General features: G+C 66.7%; 13 protein-coding genes. 9 read left to right on the top strand and 4 right to left on the bottom strand.

Annotated elements, in window-relative coordinates:
• The first annotated feature begins 41 nt into the window (after positions 1 to 41).
• Positions 42 to 3,407 carry a hypothetical protein gene (locus ACIA49_RS37145; RefSeq protein WP_396382966.1) on the top strand — a complete coding sequence of 1,122 codons (3,366 nt, stop codon included), beginning with the start codon at positions 42 to 44 and terminating at the stop codon, positions 3,405 to 3,407.
• Positions 3,408 to 4,544: 1,137 nt separating this feature from the next.
• Here ACIA49_RS37145 and ACIA49_RS37140 read toward each other — a convergent pair.
• The gene (locus ACIA49_RS37140) at positions 4,545 to 5,873 is read right to left on the bottom strand and encodes an acyl-CoA dehydrogenase family protein (RefSeq protein WP_396382965.1); all 1,329 of its coding nucleotides are present in this window, start codon (positions 5,871 to 5,873) and stop codon (positions 4,545 to 4,547) included.
• Positions 5,874 to 5,989: 116 nt separating this feature from the next.
• Here ACIA49_RS37140 and ACIA49_RS37135 point away from each other — a divergent pair, with 116 nt between their 5' ends.
• From ACIA49_RS37135 to ACIA49_RS37120, 4 genes are read left to right on the top strand one after another with little or no spacing between them, the layout of a single operon-like run.
• A complete protein-coding gene (locus ACIA49_RS37135) occupies positions 5,990 to 6,721 on the top strand; it encodes a TetR/AcrR family transcriptional regulator (protein ID WP_396382964.1) in 732 nt (243 codons plus the stop codon).
• Positions 6,718 to 7,995 carry an acetyl-CoA C-acetyltransferase gene (locus ACIA49_RS37130; protein WP_396382963.1) on the top strand — a complete coding sequence of 426 codons (1,278 nt, stop codon included), beginning with the start codon at positions 6,718 to 6,720 and terminating at the stop codon, positions 7,993 to 7,995. Before ACIA49_RS37135 ends, ACIA49_RS37130 begins: the two co-directional genes overlap by 4 nt.
• Before the next feature lie 10 nt (positions 7,996 to 8,005).
• The gene (locus ACIA49_RS37125; protein ID WP_396382962.1) at positions 8,006 to 9,352 is read left to right on the top strand and encodes a 3-oxoacyl-ACP reductase; all 1,347 of its coding nucleotides are present in this window, start codon (positions 8,006 to 8,008) and stop codon (positions 9,350 to 9,352) included.
• A gap of 1 nt (position 9,353) precedes the next feature.
• Positions 9,354 to 10,208, top strand: a complete 855-nt coding sequence (locus ACIA49_RS37120) for a MaoC/PaaZ C-terminal domain-containing protein (RefSeq protein ID WP_396382961.1) — start codon at positions 9,354 to 9,356, stop codon at positions 10,206 to 10,208.
• On the opposite strand, the gene thrS is transcribed toward ACIA49_RS37120, so the two are convergent.
• Both thrS and ACIA49_RS37110 read right to left on the bottom strand, forming a co-directional pair.
• Entirely contained in the window at positions 10,190 to 11,428 is a 1,239-nt protein-coding gene (gene thrS / locus ACIA49_RS37115) for a threonine--tRNA ligase (protein ID WP_396382960.1), read from the bottom strand. The genes ACIA49_RS37120 and thrS overlap by 19 nt on opposite strands.
• A 169-nt stretch (positions 11,429 to 11,597) precedes the next feature.
• Positions 11,598 to 12,437: an acyl-CoA thioesterase gene (locus ACIA49_RS37110; RefSeq protein ID WP_396382959.1), complete on the bottom strand. Its 840-nt coding sequence runs from the start codon at positions 12,435 to 12,437 to the stop codon at positions 11,598 to 11,600.
• Positions 12,438 to 12,605: 168 nt separating this feature from the next.
• On the opposite strand from ACIA49_RS37110, the gene ACIA49_RS37105 reads away from it, so the two are divergent.
• Positions 12,606 to 13,040 carry a DoxX family protein gene (locus ACIA49_RS37105; protein WP_396382958.1) on the top strand — a complete coding sequence of 145 codons (435 nt, stop codon included), beginning with the start codon at positions 12,606 to 12,608 and terminating at the stop codon, positions 13,038 to 13,040.
• Between the two features lie 59 nt (positions 13,041 to 13,099).
• Here the strand turns inward: ACIA49_RS37105 and ACIA49_RS37100 are convergent, their stop codons facing one another.
• The gene (locus tag ACIA49_RS37100) at positions 13,100 to 14,062 is read right to left on the bottom strand and encodes a proteasome assembly chaperone family protein (RefSeq protein ID WP_396382957.1); all 963 of its coding nucleotides are present in this window, start codon (positions 14,060 to 14,062) and stop codon (positions 13,100 to 13,102) included.
• A gap of 141 nt (positions 14,063 to 14,203) precedes the next feature.
• Between ACIA49_RS37100 and ACIA49_RS37095 the strand changes: the two genes are divergently transcribed.
• The 3 genes from ACIA49_RS37095 to ACIA49_RS37085 are packed head-to-tail and all read left to right on the top strand — an operon-like array spanning position 14,204 to position 17,688.
• The gene (locus tag ACIA49_RS37095) at positions 14,204 to 15,220 is read left to right on the top strand and encodes a hydroxyacid dehydrogenase (protein WP_396382956.1); all 1,017 of its coding nucleotides are present in this window, start codon (positions 14,204 to 14,206) and stop codon (positions 15,218 to 15,220) included.
• Positions 15,217 to 17,109, top strand: a complete 1,893-nt coding sequence (locus tag ACIA49_RS37090) for a DUF2264 domain-containing protein (protein WP_396382955.1) — start codon at positions 15,217 to 15,219, stop codon at positions 17,107 to 17,109. Before ACIA49_RS37095 ends, ACIA49_RS37090 begins: the two co-directional genes overlap by 4 nt.
• A gap of 51 nt (positions 17,110 to 17,160) precedes the next feature.
• Positions 17,161 to 17,688, top strand: a complete 528-nt coding sequence (locus ACIA49_RS37085) for a ferritin (protein ID WP_396382954.1) — start codon at positions 17,161 to 17,163, stop codon at positions 17,686 to 17,688.
• Positions 17,689 to 17,796: the final 108 nt, after the last annotated feature.

The raw sequence follows: 17,796 nt of genomic DNA, 5'->3' as shown, positions 1-17,796 counted from the left end.
TCTCCGAGCTTGCTGTTCCAACTCCGCCGTCGAGGTGGGCGATGACCATTGGTGCGGCCCAGGTGGACGCCGAGTTGGCAAGAGCGGCTGGAATGGTTCGTTCCTTCGGGGCCTTCGTCGTTGTTGGTGCCGGGGTCTCGGCGAGCAAGTACCCGATGACGGCTCAGCTTCCACCACTCCTCTGGCAAGCCATCGAAGATGTGCCCGAAGCGCTCGCTGAGCTTCGGGCGCGAACGGGCGCCGCCGGGAGCGCAAAGACCATTCTGTCTTCCGAACCTGACCGTCTCCAGCACGGCTGGCAGCTCGTCCGCGAGTTCCCTGCGGCGCGATGGGCATATCAATCGGCGTTCGCAGCGCTCGACGCCGACAGAGAGCCATCGAGCGCCCACTTCGATCTGGCGCGCCTCGTCAACACCGGCCACGTAGAGGCATTGGTCTCGTACAACTGGGACACCTGCATCGAGCGAGCACACGAGCGAATGTTCGGAATCGGGCTACCGGCTGGTCTGCTCCACAAGCCTCACGGCGACGCTGCTCGTCCGGATGAGCACTGGATCCTCCCAGATGAAGACGGTCAAGTTCCAGCAGGGGTACTCAATCACGTCGTCAAGCTCTCGAACCGGCCACGCACGCTCGTCGTGCTTGGGTACAGCGGGAGTGACGTCGGTGTCGTCGAGTCGCTGCTTTCGCCCCTCGAAGAACGATGGCCTGTTGTCCGCGTCGGCCCATCGGTTGTTGGCGAGGGGGCAATCCCACTCACTGCAGATTCCGCCCTCGCGGCGCTCGCGACACAACTCGCGACGCCTCAACCCCTCGACGGATGGAAATATGTCACCTTCTCACACAGCAGAAGCTTCCTGGCGGCGCTGCGAGGCGAACGCCTTCGCCCGACCGATGTGAACGCATGCCCTGAGTTGCCGGCTGCTGCAAGACTCGCCGATCGCCTATTCACCTCTCGATTCGCGACTTTGTCGGGTTCAAGCGGCACGGGAAAGTCCATCACTGCTTTCCATGCGGCCCGTCGGCTCAACCGTGAGGGCTGGAAGGTGATCGAGCTCCGACAACCAGGCGTTGCGTCAGCAGCCGACGTCGAAGAACTCCGACGCTTGAACGGCCCAGTCCTCGCAGTCGTTGACGATGCCCAAGCCATCGACCACAGTGTTGTTACCGATCTCGAGTCGGCGATCGATGACGCCCACGCGGTCCTCTTGGTCTCCACCGAACGGCTGGAGACGCGAGATGACGAAACGTTGCTCGCAACTCAAGCCATGCAGGTCTTGCACGAGTACTGCCGTGCCAACATTGACACGGTTGGTCCGCTCCTCACACAGCTCGATGATCGAGTCCGATGGTCAGCCTTCGACGAGCCTCCGGAGCAACGACTCGAACTGGCTGTACGCACGGCCACAGAGCCTTGGCTCTATATGTTCATTGCATCCGGTGGAGAGCGGCGCATTGTCGGCGCGCTGGATCGGATGGTCGACGACGTCCGTGCAGCTCTCGTCCTAGCCTTCGTCTGCATCACACAGCTGACATCTCGCGACGCCGGCGTCTCCCGCGAGGATCTCAACTCGATCGTAGAGCGACACGCGAGCGACAGGTTTTGTCCAGAGGGCACGCTGCAGCTGGGACTCATCGATAACGCTCTGTTTCTTCTCGCCGGCGAGAAGCTCATCCGTGAGCATGACGGCCGAATCCGTGCAGCTCATATCCGCATCGCGGAAAGGACCCTGCAGAACCTCGGGCAACGTGAAGCGTCCTCGATCGGGTCAACCGTGCGTGCTTGCGTACGCGCGACCCTTCTTGCCCCCGCCGGAGACATCGCCGGCAAGTTCTGGCTCTTTCGCGTCTTCGAAAGCATGGACATCTACCGCTACAAGTGGTCGAGTTCGATCGTCGACGAGGAGGTGTCGGACAGCCTGCTGGGCCAATGCCTTGTAGCGGCACCAGGTCGGGACCGAGGCGTTGCCCTCAACCTGCTCTACTCTTCCGAGTCGCTACGGCTTCTCGCCGACACTGCGGCAGAAGAGCTCGCTGCGAGTATCGTGAGCTGGCTGCCGAATGTGGCATCAGAAGAGATCAACGGTTATCGCTCGATGCTGAGTCGGCTCGAGGCCCGTCACGAACTGGCATTCAATCAGATTCGCGAATCCGTCTCGGCACGCCTCCTTGGCGAGCGCCTCTCAGTTGACGGAACCAGACCAGCAGCGATGGATTGGGCACACGTCATCCAACGGCTCAGCCCAGATCGGCGAGGCGGCGACCTGCTGAGTTGGAGCAGGGAACTGGAGCTCGGGATCGATCCCGAGCTCCTCAACCGCTGGTTGTCCGACCGAAATGAGCGCTCACACCCGTTCGAGATCTACGACATCATCGATACCCTCGCCTCCCTCGTTCCGCGAACAGCAGCAACCGCCTTTGGCGCCTGCGCCGACGAAATCCGTTCCGCGTTCGAACGCGATCTGGCAGACGCAGCCAGCAACTTCGCGGACTGGGCGTTCGGGACGATGCTCCTCGTCGCAACACTTGCAGACGCGCCGACGGCGGACGATGAACAAGCCGATGACGACGAGCACGAGTCTGCTGAGTCGGACCGGGCTTGGGCAGAGTTCATGACCACCAACGAACCGGCGCTCCGCGACCTGGCCGCCAGCGTCCTCCAGGTCATGAAAGATGTCGACTGGGCTGCCGCTACTCGGTCGCTGGAGCGAAAGCGGAAGTATCAGCTACACAGCCTCGACCTGCTGCTCTATTGGCTCGCACAGCTCTCGACCGACATCACCGATGACATCGCCAACGCGTTGTCCACCGACTGGCTGATGCGCATCGTCGAGGAGACAAGGCAAGAGAAGGGCTCAGAGAGCGATCCGTTCGGAGCCGTCGCGCACTTGCTCGAGATGCTTTGCTGGGGAGAACGAGGACAGTCCGTCGTACGTGCATTCATTGAGGAGCACGAAGCTGAGATAGAGCCTTTCCCGGACGTTCTTGTAAGACGCTACCCGGACCTGGCGGTGCGGTGGATACACAACGGAGCGCAGGTGGGCGTTCGATCGCCGCACGGCAGAGGATGGCGTGAGATCACTGCCGCCGTGGAAGTGGTGGCCAGTACCGACCGCGATGCCGCAGCTGTGTGGCTCGGCCAGATGTCGGAAGACGTACGGGAGGCTTTTAGCAAACCGCAGAGACATGATCTGACCGGCATCGATCGCTTCATCAGGCTCGCGGATGATCTGGACCCGACGGCCCTCGATATGGTGATCGGGGATCTGGATATCGAGAGCATCGAAGATGCCTGGCATGCGAGGTGGCAGGATGCCCGGGAACAGATGCTCCCGCTTCTTCAACGAACCTGCAAGACTCTCGGGGCGGCTGGCGCGCTTGCGACATCCATACTTGTAGATAGTTGACTGCACGTCTCTTAGGTCCGTGCATCGGACGGGGACTCTCGATTCCGGAGGCTGTGCGTCCGGACGTGACAGCCACCTCACCTTCTACTTCGTGACCGCAGCGCTGGTGACACAGACGTCGTGGGCGACGACTCACCTGCAGACGTCCTGAAATCCGACGTCAAGATCCGCAACACGGTGAGTAGCTGGGCCGGTTGTGCGACAACTCAATCGGTATCACTTGGTCCTGCACCGACCTCGGATCGTGGAGTGTTCGTTAGCGGGATCGCCGCAGAGAAGCGCTCCGAACTCTTGTCGAACGCGCAATTTTAGGTGAATCCTCAACTATGCTAGTCTGCCCCACTCCTTATCCACACCGGGCGGCGGCAATTGCGGTCGATCGAACCGTCGGAGATCGCGGCTCGAGTCGTTAACCTGGATGCGCGGTTCGGGTCGTGGACCGCACGTACAGCGTTCCTTGTGTTGGACGCGACACTCAGTCGGCCGTCGATGACGAGACGATCAAGAAGAACCCGGCCAAGGCGCGGGCGGTCAAGGTGCCTGCGAAGAAGGCCGGGCGGATTGCGGCGGGGCGAGTTGTTCGGGCTGGCGAAGGAGGACGTCGACTTCGACGAGATGGTGATCCGGGTCCGGCGACAGGTGAAGAAGCTCGGTAGGGAGTTCGTGTTTTCGCTGCCGAAGAACGTATCGAGCGGACGGCTCCGATGTCGGCGGGGACGGCATTGATCCTCAGCGAGCACATCGCCGCGTCCGTACACGTTGCCGTGGGAGAAACTCGACGACGGAGCCGCGGAGCGTTCGCGCTGGCCACGCGGGTGGTCGGGCGGGCGCGGTAGCGCCCGAGGTGCGGGCGGTAGCCCGCAAGGACACTGAGGGGCGGGTGGGGCCGGCGCGTAGCACGCGACGAAGGAGCGTGCGGAGCACCGGCGGGGGCTGACTCACCTTTCGGCGTGACCGGGGTTTGGTGTGGGTCACGCCGGCCGCCGGTAGTCGGTCGGGGCGCGGTAGCGCTAGGGGGCCGGCGGTAGCCGGCGTGGGAAAGGCCGGCGGTAGCCGGGGGTGGGTGGGTGCACGCGGAGCGGGCGCGGTGAGGAGCATCGCGACGAACGGAGCGACCGGTCCGCGTGCGGGGGTGTACTAGCGGATGCGCATGCCGGAGATGGCTCGGGAGATGACTAGGCGCTGGATTTCGGAGGTGCCTTCGAAGATGGTGTAGATCTTGGCGTCTCGGTGCATGCGCTCTACTGGGTACTCGCGGGTGTAGCCGTTGCCGCCGAGGATTTGGATGGCTTCTTCGGTGACCTTGACGGCTACCTCGCCGGCCTTGAGTTTGGCCATGGAGCCTTCGCCGTGGCGGTAGTCGGGGGTTTCGCCGCGCATCAGGGCGGCTGACATGTTGGCGGCTCGCCAGACCAACAACCTGGCTGCGTCGATTTCCATGGCCATGTCGGCGAGTTTGAAGGCGATGCCTTGGTTGTCGATGATGGGGCGGCCGAACTGTTCGCGGCCCTTGGCGTAGTCGAGGGCGAACTCGTAGGCGGCGCGGGCGATGCCTACTGCTTGGGCGCCGACGATGTGGCGGGTCATCTCGAAGGTCGCCATGGAGGCGTTGCGGACCTTGGTCTCACCGGAGGCCGAGGCGGCGGCGCGGGCGCGGGACAGGCGCTCGTCGAGCTTTTCCTTGCCGCCCAGGACGTTGGCGGCGGGGATGCGGACGTTGTCGAAGAAGACGTCGGCGGTGTGGGAGGCGCGGAGGCCGTGCTTGCGGAGCTTGGTGCCTTGCTCCAGGCCCTTGACCTCTGACTTCGGTACGACGAACGCCGCCTGGCCCTTCGTGCCCAGCGAGGGGTCGACGGTGGCTACGACGACGTGGATGTCGGCGATGCCGCCGTTCGTGGCCCAGGCCTTCTGGCCGTTGATGACCCACTCATCGGTTTTCTCGTCGTACGTCGCTCGCGTGCGGATCGCGGAGACGTCGGAGCCGGCGCCGGGTTCGGAGGAGCAGAACGCGGCCACGCGCACGTCGTCAGGGGTGCCGTAGCAGCGGCCCATCCATTGGCTCCACTGTTCGGGGGTGCCGTTGGAGAAGATGGCGGACGAGGCCAGGCCGGTGCCCTTGAGCGACATGCCGATGCCGGCGTCGCCCCAGAAGAGCTCCTCGTGGACCAGCGGCATCAGCAGGCCCGACGGGTCGACGAACAGGTTGATGTTCATGTCGAGGCCGTAGAGGCCGATCTTGGCGGCCTCCTGGATGACGGGCCACGGGGTGGTTTCGCGCTCGTCCCATTCGGCGGCCGCGGGGCGCATCACGTCGGCGGCGAAGGCGTGGGTCCAGTCGCGGATCTCGCGCTGCTCGTCGTTCAGGGCGAACGAGAAGGGGCTCCAGCCCGGCTTCGACCGCTCGGCACCTAGTTCACCGGCCAGCGCCATCACGTCGGTGGAGACGGCGGGCTTGGGGTCGGTCATCGTCATCAACATCCTCCGGCAACGAACAGATCGGCAGGGGGTACCGAAACATATGTTACCGATGAGTGTAACCGTCGTTTGCACCAAGGGGTACCGGTATGGCTAAGATCGGTCCTATGAGCTCCGCGCTGCTCGCGATCGGACGCCGCCGGACCACGGCGGAGCGTCGGCGCGACCGCGAGCGGGACATCATCCGGGCCACCCGCGAGCTGTTCGACGAGCGCGGCACGATCGACGCTCAGATCGACGATATCGCCAAGCGGGTCGGGATCAACAAGGCGCTGATCTACCGGCACTTCGCGGGCAAGGAAGAGCTCTTCGCGCTGACCCTGGTCGACTACCTCGGTGAGCTGGACGCCCGGCTGCAGGAAGTCGACAACCCGCGCAAGACACCGCTCAACCGGCTCAAGGCGCTCAGCGAGGTCTTCGTCGACTTCTGTCTGGAGTTCCCGGCCTTCACCGACTGCGCGATGAGCCTCCTCCGCCGGACCGGCGAGGAGCTGTTCGGTGAGATCACCGAGCCGGTGATGGTGACACTCGGTACGGCGATGGCTTCCGCGCTCGGCCGGATTGCCGTCGTACTGGAAGCCGGGCAGCGGTCGGGTGCGTTCGCGAAGGCGGACACCGCGTACCTGGCCAATCATCTGTACACGCAGACGCTCGGATCGTTGCACATGGCAAGGGTCGGGCTGATCGTGTCGAGCGGGAAGCCGGGGCATCCGGTGGTGCATCATGCCGAGGTGGCGACGGTGCGGGCGACCGCGATCACCGCGACGTTGGCGACGGCAGTGGGGCGCTTCGCCTATGAGGGTCCGAAGAAGGCACGCAGAGCAGGAGACAAATCATGACCGAGCCCCGCAGAGTGGCTGTTGTCGCCGGCAACAGGATTCCGTTCGCGCGCCAGGACAAGACGTACCGGCACGCGTCGAACTCCGACATGTTGACCGCCGCGATCAACGGCCTGGTCGACCGGACCGGGCTCGGTGGTCAAGAAGTCGGTGAGGTGGTCGCCGGTGCGGTGCTGAAGCACGCCCGCGACTGGAACATGGTGCGCGAGGTGGTGCTCGGGTCGAAGCTCGCGGCCACGACCCCGGCATACGACATCCAGCAGGCCTGTGGGACCGGGCTGGAGGCAGCGATCCTGGTGGGAAACAAGATCGCGCTCGGCCAGATCGACGCGGGCATCGCGGGTGGCGTCGACACCGCGTCGGACGCGCCGATCGCGGTCAACGACAAGCTGCGCAACATCCTGCTCGATCTGAACCGGGCCAAGACGTTCCAGGACCGGCTGAAGGTGCTCGCCCGGGTGCGCCCGAAGGACGTCGTACCGGAGATTCCGCGCAACGCCGAGCCGCGGACGCGGAAGTCGATGGGCGATCACGCGGCGCTGACCGCGCTCGAGTGGGGCATCACGCGCGAGGCGCAGGACGAGATCGCTTATCGCTCCCACGTGAACCTGGCTGCGTCGTACGACCGTGGTTTCCAGCAGGACCTGATCACGCCGTACCTGGGCCTCGAGAAGGACCAGAACCTGCGGCCGGACACGACCCTGGAGAAGCTGGCCAAGCTGAAGCCGGCGTTCGGCAAGGGTGAGACCGCGACTATGACGGCCGGCAACTCGACCCCGCTGACGGACGGGGCGTCCGCCGTACTGCTGAGCACGGATGAGTGGGCCGAGGCGCACGGGCTGCGGCCGCTCGCCTATCTGACGCACTCGCAGACTGCGGCCGTTGACTACGTGAAGGGTGCCGAGGGCCTGCTGATGGCTCCCGCGTACGCCGTACCGCGGATGCTCGCGCGCGCCGGTCTGACGCTGCAGGACTTCGACTACTACGAGATCCACGAGGCGTTCGCCTCCCAGGTGCTCTCGACGCTGAAGGCGTGGGAGGATCCGATCTTCTGCAAGGAGCGGCTCGGTCTCGACGCCCCGCTGGGCGAGATCGACCGCGCCAAGCTGAACGTGAACGGCAGCTCACTCGCCGCGGGCCACCCGTTCGCGGCGACCGGCGGGCGGATCGTCGCCGCGCTGGCCAAGCAACTCGACGAGAACGGCGGTGGCCGCGGGCTGATCTCGATCTGCGCCGCGGGCGGCCAGGGTGTCGTCGCCATCCTCGAGAAGTAGGAGCAGACCCATGACGGACCGCTACCAGACCTTCACCCGGACCCCGCTCGGTCAGACGCTGGTGAAGAACCTCGGCCTGCCCGACCCGGTACCGCTGCAGCGCTGGACCGAGGGTTCGCGCGTCATCGACGGCTCGGTGGTGTTCGGCGCGATCGGTGAAACCGAGGCCGGCAAGGCGATCCAGGCGTTGCTGCGCGACATCGGCGCCTCCTTCAGTACGGCGACCGAGGGCGTCGCGTCGAGCCAGATCCGCCCGAAGGCACTCGTCTTCGACGCGACCGGCGCCACCTCGACGGCCGATCTGACCAGCCTGCAACGCTTCTTCTCCCCCGTCATCCGCCAGCTCGCGGCCGCCGGCCGGGTGATCGTGGTCGGCCGGACGCCGGAGCTCGCATCCTCCACCGAGCAGCACATAGCACAGCGCGCGCTCGAGGGCTTCACGCGTTCGCTCGGCAAGGAGGTCAAGCGCGGCGCCACGGTCAACCTCGTGTACGTCGCTCCCGACGCTCACGAGCAGCTGGACTCGACCCTCCGCTTCTTCCTCTCCCCCAAGTCCGCGTACGTCGACGGCCAGGTGGCGCGGGTCGGGACCGGACCCCTGGTCGGCAACGATCCGGATCGCCCGCTGGCCGGCAAGGTCGCGCTCGTGACCGGTGCGGCTCGCGGGATCGGTGCCGCGATCGCGGACACGCTCGCTCGGGACGGCGCGACCATCCTCGGCGTCGATGTCGCGCAGAACGCGGACCCGCTGCGCAAGGTGATGACTCGCCTCGGCGGTTCCGAGCTCCTGCTCGACGTGACCGCGGTTGACGCCGCGCAGCGGATCGCGGCACATGCGCAGGAGCAGTACGCCGGACTCGACATCGTCGTGCACAACGCGGGCATCACGCGGGACAAGCGGCTGGCGAACATGCGCACCGACACGTGGGACGCCGTACTGGATGTGAACCTGCGCGCGCCGGAGCGGATCACCGAGCACCTCGTCGAGTCCGGCACGATCCGGGCCGGCGGCTCGATCATCGGGGTCGCGAGCATCGCCGGGATCGCGGGCAACAACGGCCAGACGAACTACGCCACCTCGAAGGCCGGTGTGATCGGGCTGGTGCAGGCGCTCGCGCCGACGCTGGCCGAGAAGCAGATCCGGATCAACGCGGTCGCGCCCGGGTTCATCGAGACCGAGATGACCGCGAAGGTGCCGTTCACGATTCGCGAGGTCGGCCGCCGGATCAACTCGCTGCAGCAGGGCGGGTTGCCGATCGACGTGGCGGAGACGATCGCGTGGTTCGCCGACCCGGCCTCGGCCGGCGTCACCGGCAACGTGATCCGGGTCTGCGGCCAGAGCCTGCTGGGCGCCTGACATGCCGACCCGTCGGTACGACGACTCCCCCGGCTTGGGTGGTCTGTACGCGAAGACCGTGAAGGCCACGCTGCGACGTGCCGACTACGAGCCGTCGCAGGACGGTCTCACTCTCGAGTTGCCGCACTCGGCGATCGACCAGGACCACCTCGCGGCGTACCGCGATGTCACCGGGTTCCCGGCCGGTCCGGCGTTACCGGCGACGTACCCGCATGTCCTGGCCTTCCCGCTGCACCTCGATCTGATGTCGGATCCGTCGTTCCCTTACAAGCCGATGGGGATCGTGCATCTGTCGAACACGATCACGCAGAAGCGGCCGCTGCCGATCCATGCGGAGCCGGCGATTCGCGTGCACAGTACGCCGGAACGCTCGCACCCGAAGGGAATTGTGTTCGACATCGTCAGCGAGGTGCTCGTTGACGGTGATGTGGTGTGGACCGATCTGACGACGTTGCTCAGCCGGTCCAAGGGGTCGGAGGGTCACGTCGATCTGCTGCCCGATCCGGAGTTGCCGCCGCAGGCCTGGTGGGATCTGCGCGGCAACCTCGGTCGCCGGTACGCCGCCGCGTCTGGCGACAGGAATCCGATTCACCTGTTCAAGCTCACTGCTCAGGCGTTCGGGTTCCCGCGCCAGATCGCGCACGGCATGTGGGCCAAGGCGGCCGCGCTCGCGTCGCTGGAGCGGGCCGGGAAGCTGCCGGACGCATTCACCGTCCGGGTCGACTTCCGCAAGCCGCTCCTGCTCCCCTCGCGGGTCCAGTTCGGGTACGCCGTTGGTGGCAAGACCACCGACTTCGTCCTGTACGACGACGCTCACGAGGTCACCCACCTGATCGGTCAACTCCAGGAAGACTGAAGCGCGCCGGGGATCACCTCCTGCGCGATCTGGTCGAGAACCTCGCCGATCGGTGCTGCGTCGCGGCGGCTGCCGTCGCGTTCGCGGATGGCGAGCTGGCCGGCCGCCGCCTCGCGTGCACCGAGGATGGCCTGGTACGGCGCCAACCGGTTCTCGCGGATCCGCGCCCCGAGGTTTCCCTCGTCCGCATGCGCAACCTCGACCCGCAGCCCACGGGACGAGGCTCGCCGAGCGACCTCGATAGCGAGCTTCTCCTCGTCGTCCGAGATCGGCAGCACCACGAGCTGCACCGGCGCGAGCCACGCCGGGAACGCGCCGCCGTGCACCTCGATCACCTGAGCAACCGCTCTCTCGATGCTCCCGACGATCGCGCGGTGCACCATCACCGGCCGATGTTTGTTGCCGTCGGCACCGATGTACTCGAGGCCGAACCGCTCCGGCTGGTTGAAGTCCAGTTGGATGGTCGACAGGCTGTACTCGCGGCCGGCCGAATCGACCACCTGGACGTCGATCTTCGGTCCGTAGAACGCGGCGTCACCCGGTGACTCGACGTACTCGACACCTGCGTTGACCAGCACGTCACGCAGGAGCCCGGCGGCATGCGCCCAGCTCTCGGCATCACCGACGTACTTGCTGTCTGCGCTGCCGATGACAGCGTCCTCGGCCGGCAGCGCGAGCACGTACCGAGCCGCGCTGATCCCCAGGTCGACGTACGCCTGGTTGATCAGAGAGAGCGCTCCCTGGGCTTCCTCGGCGACCTGGTCGAGGCGGCAGAAGATGTGTGCATCGTTCAGTTGCATCGCGCGGACCCGGCTGAGGCCGCCGATCACGCCGGACAGCTCGGAGCGATATTGACCGCCCAGCTCGGACAAGCGCAGCGGGAGTTCGCGGTAGCTGTGAGCGCGAGATCGGTAGATGAGCGCATGGTGCGGGCAGATGCTCGGCCGCAGGACCAGCTCCTCGCCGCCCATGTCCATCGGTGGATACATGTCGTCGCTGTATTTCTCCCAGTGGCCGGAGATCTCATAGAGCGCTCTCTTCGCGAGAACGGGCGAATACACCTGCTGGTAGCCGGCGCGTCGTTCGACTTCGCCGATGTAGCTCTCCAAGGCGTGCCGGACAGCAGCGCCGGCCGGAAGCCAGTAGGGCAGGCCCGCACCAATCAGCGGGTCAGAGTCGAACAGGCCGAGTTCGCGGCCGAGCTTGCGGTGGTCGTACATGGTCCATCTCCTTATTGAGATGGGGCGAACCACGAGGCAGACATGAAAAAACCCCGGGGCACTCGCCCCGGGGTTCAGTGACAGTCAGGTGTCAGCGCGCCGGGACAAACTCCGGCGTCGTCGTCTCTACTGCGCGCTGCAACATGGTCACTACGTTAGCCACAGCAGCTCATTTGCTCAAGTCCAATCCGACGGGCCGGATCAAACCTTCCTGCGCGACTGACGCGACGAGGCGGCCGTCCTCGGTGAAGAGGCGGCCCAGCGCGAAGCCGCGCGCGCCCGAGGCCGACGGTGAGGTTTGGTCGTAGAGGAGCCACTCGTCGGCGCGGAACTCGCGGTGGAACCAGAGGGCGTGGTCGAGGGAGGCCGGCTGGATCCGGCGGTCGCCGATGACGATGCCGTGCGGGAGGAGGCTCGCGCCGAGCAGTGTCAGGTCGCTCGCGTAAGCGAGTACGCATGCGTGCATCGCCGGCTCGTCGGGAAGCTTGCCTGCGGCACGGATCCAGAACTGCCGTCCGGTGACACCGGCCAGCCGGACGTTCAGAGCGGACCATTCGCGATCCCAGTCGGCGGCTGCGCGACCAGACTGGGCCTCGAGCACGCTCGAGAGTGTCGGCGCTTCTTCCGGCGGTACGACGTCCGCCGGGATCGGCTCCTGGTGATCCAGCCCGGGCTCGGGCTTCTGGAACGACGTGGACATGTAGAAGATCGGCTTGCCGTGCTGCGATGCCACGACCCGGCGGCTGGAGAAGCTGCCGCCGTCCCGCGTGCCTTCGACGCGGTAGATGATCGGTACGGCGGTGTCGCCGCCGCGCAGGAAGTAGCCGTGCAGCGAGTGCACGTGCCGTCCGCTGTCGACCGTCTGCCCGGCAGCGGCGAGCGCCTGGCCGAGTACTTGCCCGCCGAACACACGCTGCAGCGAGGTCTGCGGCTGCCGGCCGCGGTACAGGTCGACGTCGATCATCTCCAGGTCGAGCAGCTCGACCAGGTCTTCCAGCGACTCAGGCATGCCTCATCCTGACAGGTCGCTCCCCTGGGCCGGGATCAACACAGCGTCATTCCGCTCCGGCGCGCTGTGGGTCCCGTCACGCGGACGCTTTCGGTGAGCTTTCGGTCGCCTTCGGTAGACTTCTGATTGAGAGCTCAACCACCAAGCACTTGATTGAGGAGACCTGTTGTGAAGCTGCCCCCCATCGCTCAGGACGTCGTCCTGCTGATCGCCCGCGTCGGCGTCGGCATCGTGTTCGTCGCGCACGGCTGGCAGAAGTTCCAGACCAACGGCATCGACGCCACCGCACAGGCCTTCCAGGGGATGGGCGTACCGTCCCCGACCATCTCGGCGTACTACGCGACCGGCGCCGAACTGATCGCCGGTACGGCGCTCGTCCTCGGCGTCCTCACCCCGATCGCCGGCGTCCTGCTCACGCTCGACATGCTCGGCGCGTTCCTGTTCGTCCACGCCCCGAACGGCGTCTTCGCGAGTGACGGTGGCTGGGAACTCGTCGCCGCCCTAGGCCTGTTCGCGCTCGTCGTCGCCGTCGTCGGCCCCGGCCGCTTCAGCCTCGACCGCCTCATCATCCGCACCCCAGCCCGCGAATCAGTAGCCGCCTGAGTGCATAAAGAAGCGTCGGCCCGCCCCCGCCCCGGGGTGGGCCGACGCCGTTGGTGGGGTTACTTGTCGTCTTCGCGGTTCAGCTCGGCCAGGAACTGCTCGACCTCGGCGCCCAGCTCCTCCGCGGAGGGGGTGGAGTCGGCGAGGAGGGACTTGCGGCTGACGGAGCCGGCGGCTGCGTCGTACTGGGTTTCGAGGGCGTTGACGACTGCGGAGGCGTCGTCGGAGGCCTCGACCTGCTCGTCGACCATGCGGCCGGTGACGGCTGCCTCATCGAGCAGGGCCTTGCTAGGGAGCAGCAGGCCGGTCGCGGCGGAGATCGCGTGGACCAGCGCCAGGGCGGCACCCGGGAAGCGGTTCTCCGCGAGGTAGTGCGGGACGTGGACAGCGAAGCCCATCGCGTCCTTGCCGGCCTCGCCGAGGCGGACCTGGAGCATCGTGCCGGCGCTCGCCGGGAGGCGCATTTCGCCGTCCCAGATGTTCGAGCGCGTCACCAGCTCCGGGCGGGTCGCGTGGGCCGTGAGACCGAGTGGCCGCGTGTGCGGGACGCCCATCGGGATGCCGTGCACGCCGATGGTGAGGTTCACGTTGTAGAGCTCGATCAGCTGCCGCACGGCTCCGGCGAACCGGTTCCAGTGGTTGTCCGGCTCCGGGCCTTCGAGCAGCAGGAAGTCCACTCCGGCGTCGTCGGTCAGGATCCACAGGTTCAGCTGCGGCGGCGTGTACTCGGTGAAGTGGTCCTCCGAGAACGTCACCTCGGGCCGGCGAGCGCGGTAGTCGTGCAGGAGGTCGACGTCGAAGCGCGCCAGCAGGCGGCTCTCGAGCGTCTCCAGCAGGTGGTCCGCGGTCACGCGGCCCGCCTGGCCGGCGTCCATGAACCCGTCCAGCGAGTGCACGAGCACCTTCGGGGTTGCCGCCGGGCCGGTCGCCACCGACTCGTCGACGATCTCGTAGAGGTCGTCCGGTCGCAGCATCGTCGTCTCCTTCATCGTCGCCATCCGGGCGGGGTCGCGAATCTCCATCCTGCCCTGTCAGGTGACAACGCCCGAACTCCGGCCGGACATTCCGGGTTCTGGAAAAAACCTCACCGAATTTCCGCGCGCCACGCCCGGGATGCGGTACACCAGGAGACAGCCTTGGAAAGCGCTTGCTAAGTTGCTGTCGTGCGCACCGACTCCGCTCCCGCCCTGACCGTGATGCTGGCCATGAACGAGGCCAGCCGCGACCGCGTCCTGGTCCCGCGTGTGCGGGCCCGCCTGGACGCGGTCGCCAAAGTGCTGCCCGTCGGCCCCGGTACGTCGTTCCTCGACGACCCGGCCGTCGCCGCCGCACTCCCGGACGTCGACGTCCTGCTCACCGGCTGGGGCTGCCCGCGGATCGGGCCCGAGGTCCTGGACGCGGCGCCGCGGCTGCAGGCGATCCTGCACGCGGCAGGTTCGGTGAAGGCGATCGTCGACCCGTCCGCGTTCGACCGCGGGATCCAGGTCTCGTCGGCCGCCTTCGCGAACGCACTCCCGGTGGCCGAGTTCACGGTCGCCGCGATCGTGCTCGCGGGCAAACGTGCCTTCCGCCTGGCAGCGCAGTACCGGATCGAGCGCCGCAAGGCCGACCCGCACGGAATGCCGGGCAGTTACGGTACGACGGTCGGCCTGCTCGGGGCGTCCCGGATCGCGCGCCTGGTCGCGGAGCGGCTCAAGACGTACGACCTCGAGGTGCTGATCAGCGACCCGTACCTGAACGCCGACGAGGCGGCCGGGCTCGGCGCCGAACTCGTGTCGAACGACGAACTGTTCCAGCGCAGCGACATCCTCTCCGTGCACGCCCCACTGCTGCCGGAGACGATCGGGCTGGTCAACGCACACCTGCTCGGCCAGCTCAGGGACGGCTCGGTGCTGATCAACACCGCCCGCGGGAAGATCATCGACGCGGCCGCGCTCGAGGCGGAATGCGTGTCGGAGCGGATCGACGCCGTACTGGATGTCACCGATCCTGAACCACTGCCGGCGGATTCGCCGCTGCTCGACCTGCCGAACGTCTTCATCACCCCGCACGTCGCCGGTGCCGTCGGCAACGAGATCGCCCGCCTCGGCGAACTCGCCGTCAGCGAGCTGGAGCTTCTGTCCTCCGGTCAACCGCTGCGCCACTCCATCAGCCCCACCGAACTCGGAAGGCTCGCATGACCCGCCTGATCCTGCCTGACACCGACCGCGTCCTCTCCCGCCAGACGGGCTGGACCCGCGCACACTGGGAGGCTCTGGCGGACCATCTGCTCGACTCGCTCGTGCCGTACTTCTCCCCCGGTTCGGCGTTGATCGCACTGCCTGGGCGGCCGAGTCGATCCGGTACGGCGTCCGACCAGTTGGAGGGGTTCGCGCGGTCGTTCATGCTGGCCGCGTTCCGGATCGCCGGCGTACAGGGCAAGGGGTGTGAAGCGCTGATCGAGCGGTACGCCCGCGGTGTCGCGAACGGTGCCAACCCTGAGCACCCGGAGTCGTGGCTGCGGCTGACCCCTCGGTCACAGCAGATGGTCGAGGCGGCGGCGATCGCGGTCGCGCTGCATGAGAGCCGTGAGTGGATCTGGGAGCGGCTGGATGACCGGGCGCAGCAGCATGTGGCCGAGTGGCTCGGTGGGTTCATCGGATCGACCACGCATGACAACAACTGGCGGTTGTTCCAGGTCGTCAGTGAGCAGTTCCTGGCATCGGTCGGTGCGCCGTTCTCGCAGGAGGACATCGACGGCGGGCTCGACCGGATCGAAGACTGGTACGTCGGCGACGGCTGGTACTCGGATGGCGACGGCCAGGCCTTCGACAACTACATCGGCTGGGCAATGCACCTCTATCCCGCGCTGTGGACCCGGATGGCGGCGGCCACCCCGGGAGCGGCGTATGAGGACCGGCTGGCGGTCTACCGCGAGCGGATCAACCTGTTCCTCGATGACGCGATCCACCTGGTCGGGAATGACGGAGCGCCCATCTACCAGGGTCGTTCACTCACCTACCGGATGGCCGCGGCAGCGCCGTACTGGATGGGTGCACTGCTGGACTCCACTCCCCTGTCGCCCGGTCAAACGCGGCGGCTGTGTTCCGGGATCGCGCGGCATTTCGTGGAGCACGGCGTACCGGATGAGCGTGGGCTGCTGACACTCGGCTGGTACGACACGTTCCTGCCGACAACCCAGTCGTACTCCGGACCTGGTTCGCCGTACTGGGCCTCGAAGGGGTTCGTCGGGCTGATCCTGCCGCCGGAGCACCCGGTCTGGGCCGATCCCGAGGACACGATCCCGCTGGACGAGGCCGACCAGGTGCGGTCGATGCCGGCGCCCGGCTGGATCGTGCACGCGAGCCGGCACGACCAGGTCGTGCAGCTGATCAACCATGGCTCGGACAAGCAGCCGCTGGCCGAGCCCGAGGGCGTCGAGCCGCTGGGCGACCCGCACTACAACCGGTTCGCGTATGCCAACCACGCCGGGCCCGAGCTGAGTGACGAGGCGCCGCGGATCGACAACCTGATCACGCTGGTCGCCGACGGCAAGGCGAGCGGACGCGGGCGAATCCGCCGGCTGGGAATCACCGCCCGGACGGCGTCCTCGTGGCACAACGCCTGGCTCGGAACCGAAGGACCGTGGCGGATCGAGACCACGTCGGTGGTGCACGGCGGGTGGGAGATCCGGTGCGCGCTCGTCGACGGGCCGGCTGGTGCGCTCGTCCGGAGCGGTGGGTTCGCGGTCGCCGGCGACTCCTTGCCCTCGGCAACTGCATCCGGTACGGCGGCGTCCGCGCGGAACGACGACGGACTACTCTCCGCGATCGTCGGCCTGCACGGGTACGACGAGGCCGGCGTCCACCGGGGTCTCGGGGCGAACGCCTTCGGTGCGCACTCGGCGACGCCGTACCTGGCTGCTCCGCATCACGGCGAACCGCTGGTGCTTGTGAGCGCTGTGGTGCTGACCCGCGACGCACTCCGTCCGGAAGCGCTTGCCGAAGGCATCGATGTTGCGGTGGACGGCAGGACGGTGCGGATCACGCTGCCTGGTGGGGATTCCGAGGTCGTCACGCTCGGTGGTTAGGCCAGCCTCGCCAACGATGAGAAATCCTCGCCGGATGGCTACATTGACTGCATGAGCACGTACGAGAAGCTTCTGCAAGAGCAGATCCGCAATGAGTTCACGGCCTCCCAGCAGTATGTGGCGGTCGCCGTCTGGTTCGACGACCAGGACCTTCCGCAGCTGGCGGCGCACTTCTACAAGCAGGCCCTGGAAGAGCGCAACCACGCGATGATGATGGTGCAGTACCTGCTGGACAAGGACATCCGGCCGCACATCCCGGGCGTCGGCGAGGTGGCGTCGGACTTCAAGTCCGCGCTCGAGCCGCTGGAGCTCGCGCTGCAGCAGGAGATCACCGTCACCAAGCAGATCGAGACGCTGGCCCGGACCGCGCGCGACGAGAGCGACTACGTCGGCGAGCAGTTCATGCAGTGGTTCCTCAAGGAGCAGGTCGAGGAGGTCGCCGCGATGAACACGCTCGTGAACGTCGCGAAGCGGGCCGGCGACAACCTGTTCCACCTCGAGGACTTCATGGCTCGCGAGACCGTCGGTGACGGCGGCAGCGACCCGACGGCGCCGACCGCGGCCGGCGGGACCGTCTGAGGTTCGCGGTAGCTCGTGCGGAAGGCCGGGGTCCGGTGGCCGCTGACCCCGGCAGCTCCGCTGTAAACCCGATTTAACTTTCCCCTGTCGCTGGGGACTACTTGCGGG

It is taken from the genome of Kribbella sp. NPDC051587, from assembly GCF_044453945.1.
Lineage (GTDB): Bacteria > Actinomycetota > Actinomycetes > Propionibacteriales > Kribbellaceae > Kribbella.
The sequence above is the reverse complement of the archived record's forward strand: the minus strand, read 5'-3'. Positions and strand labels throughout refer to the sequence as shown.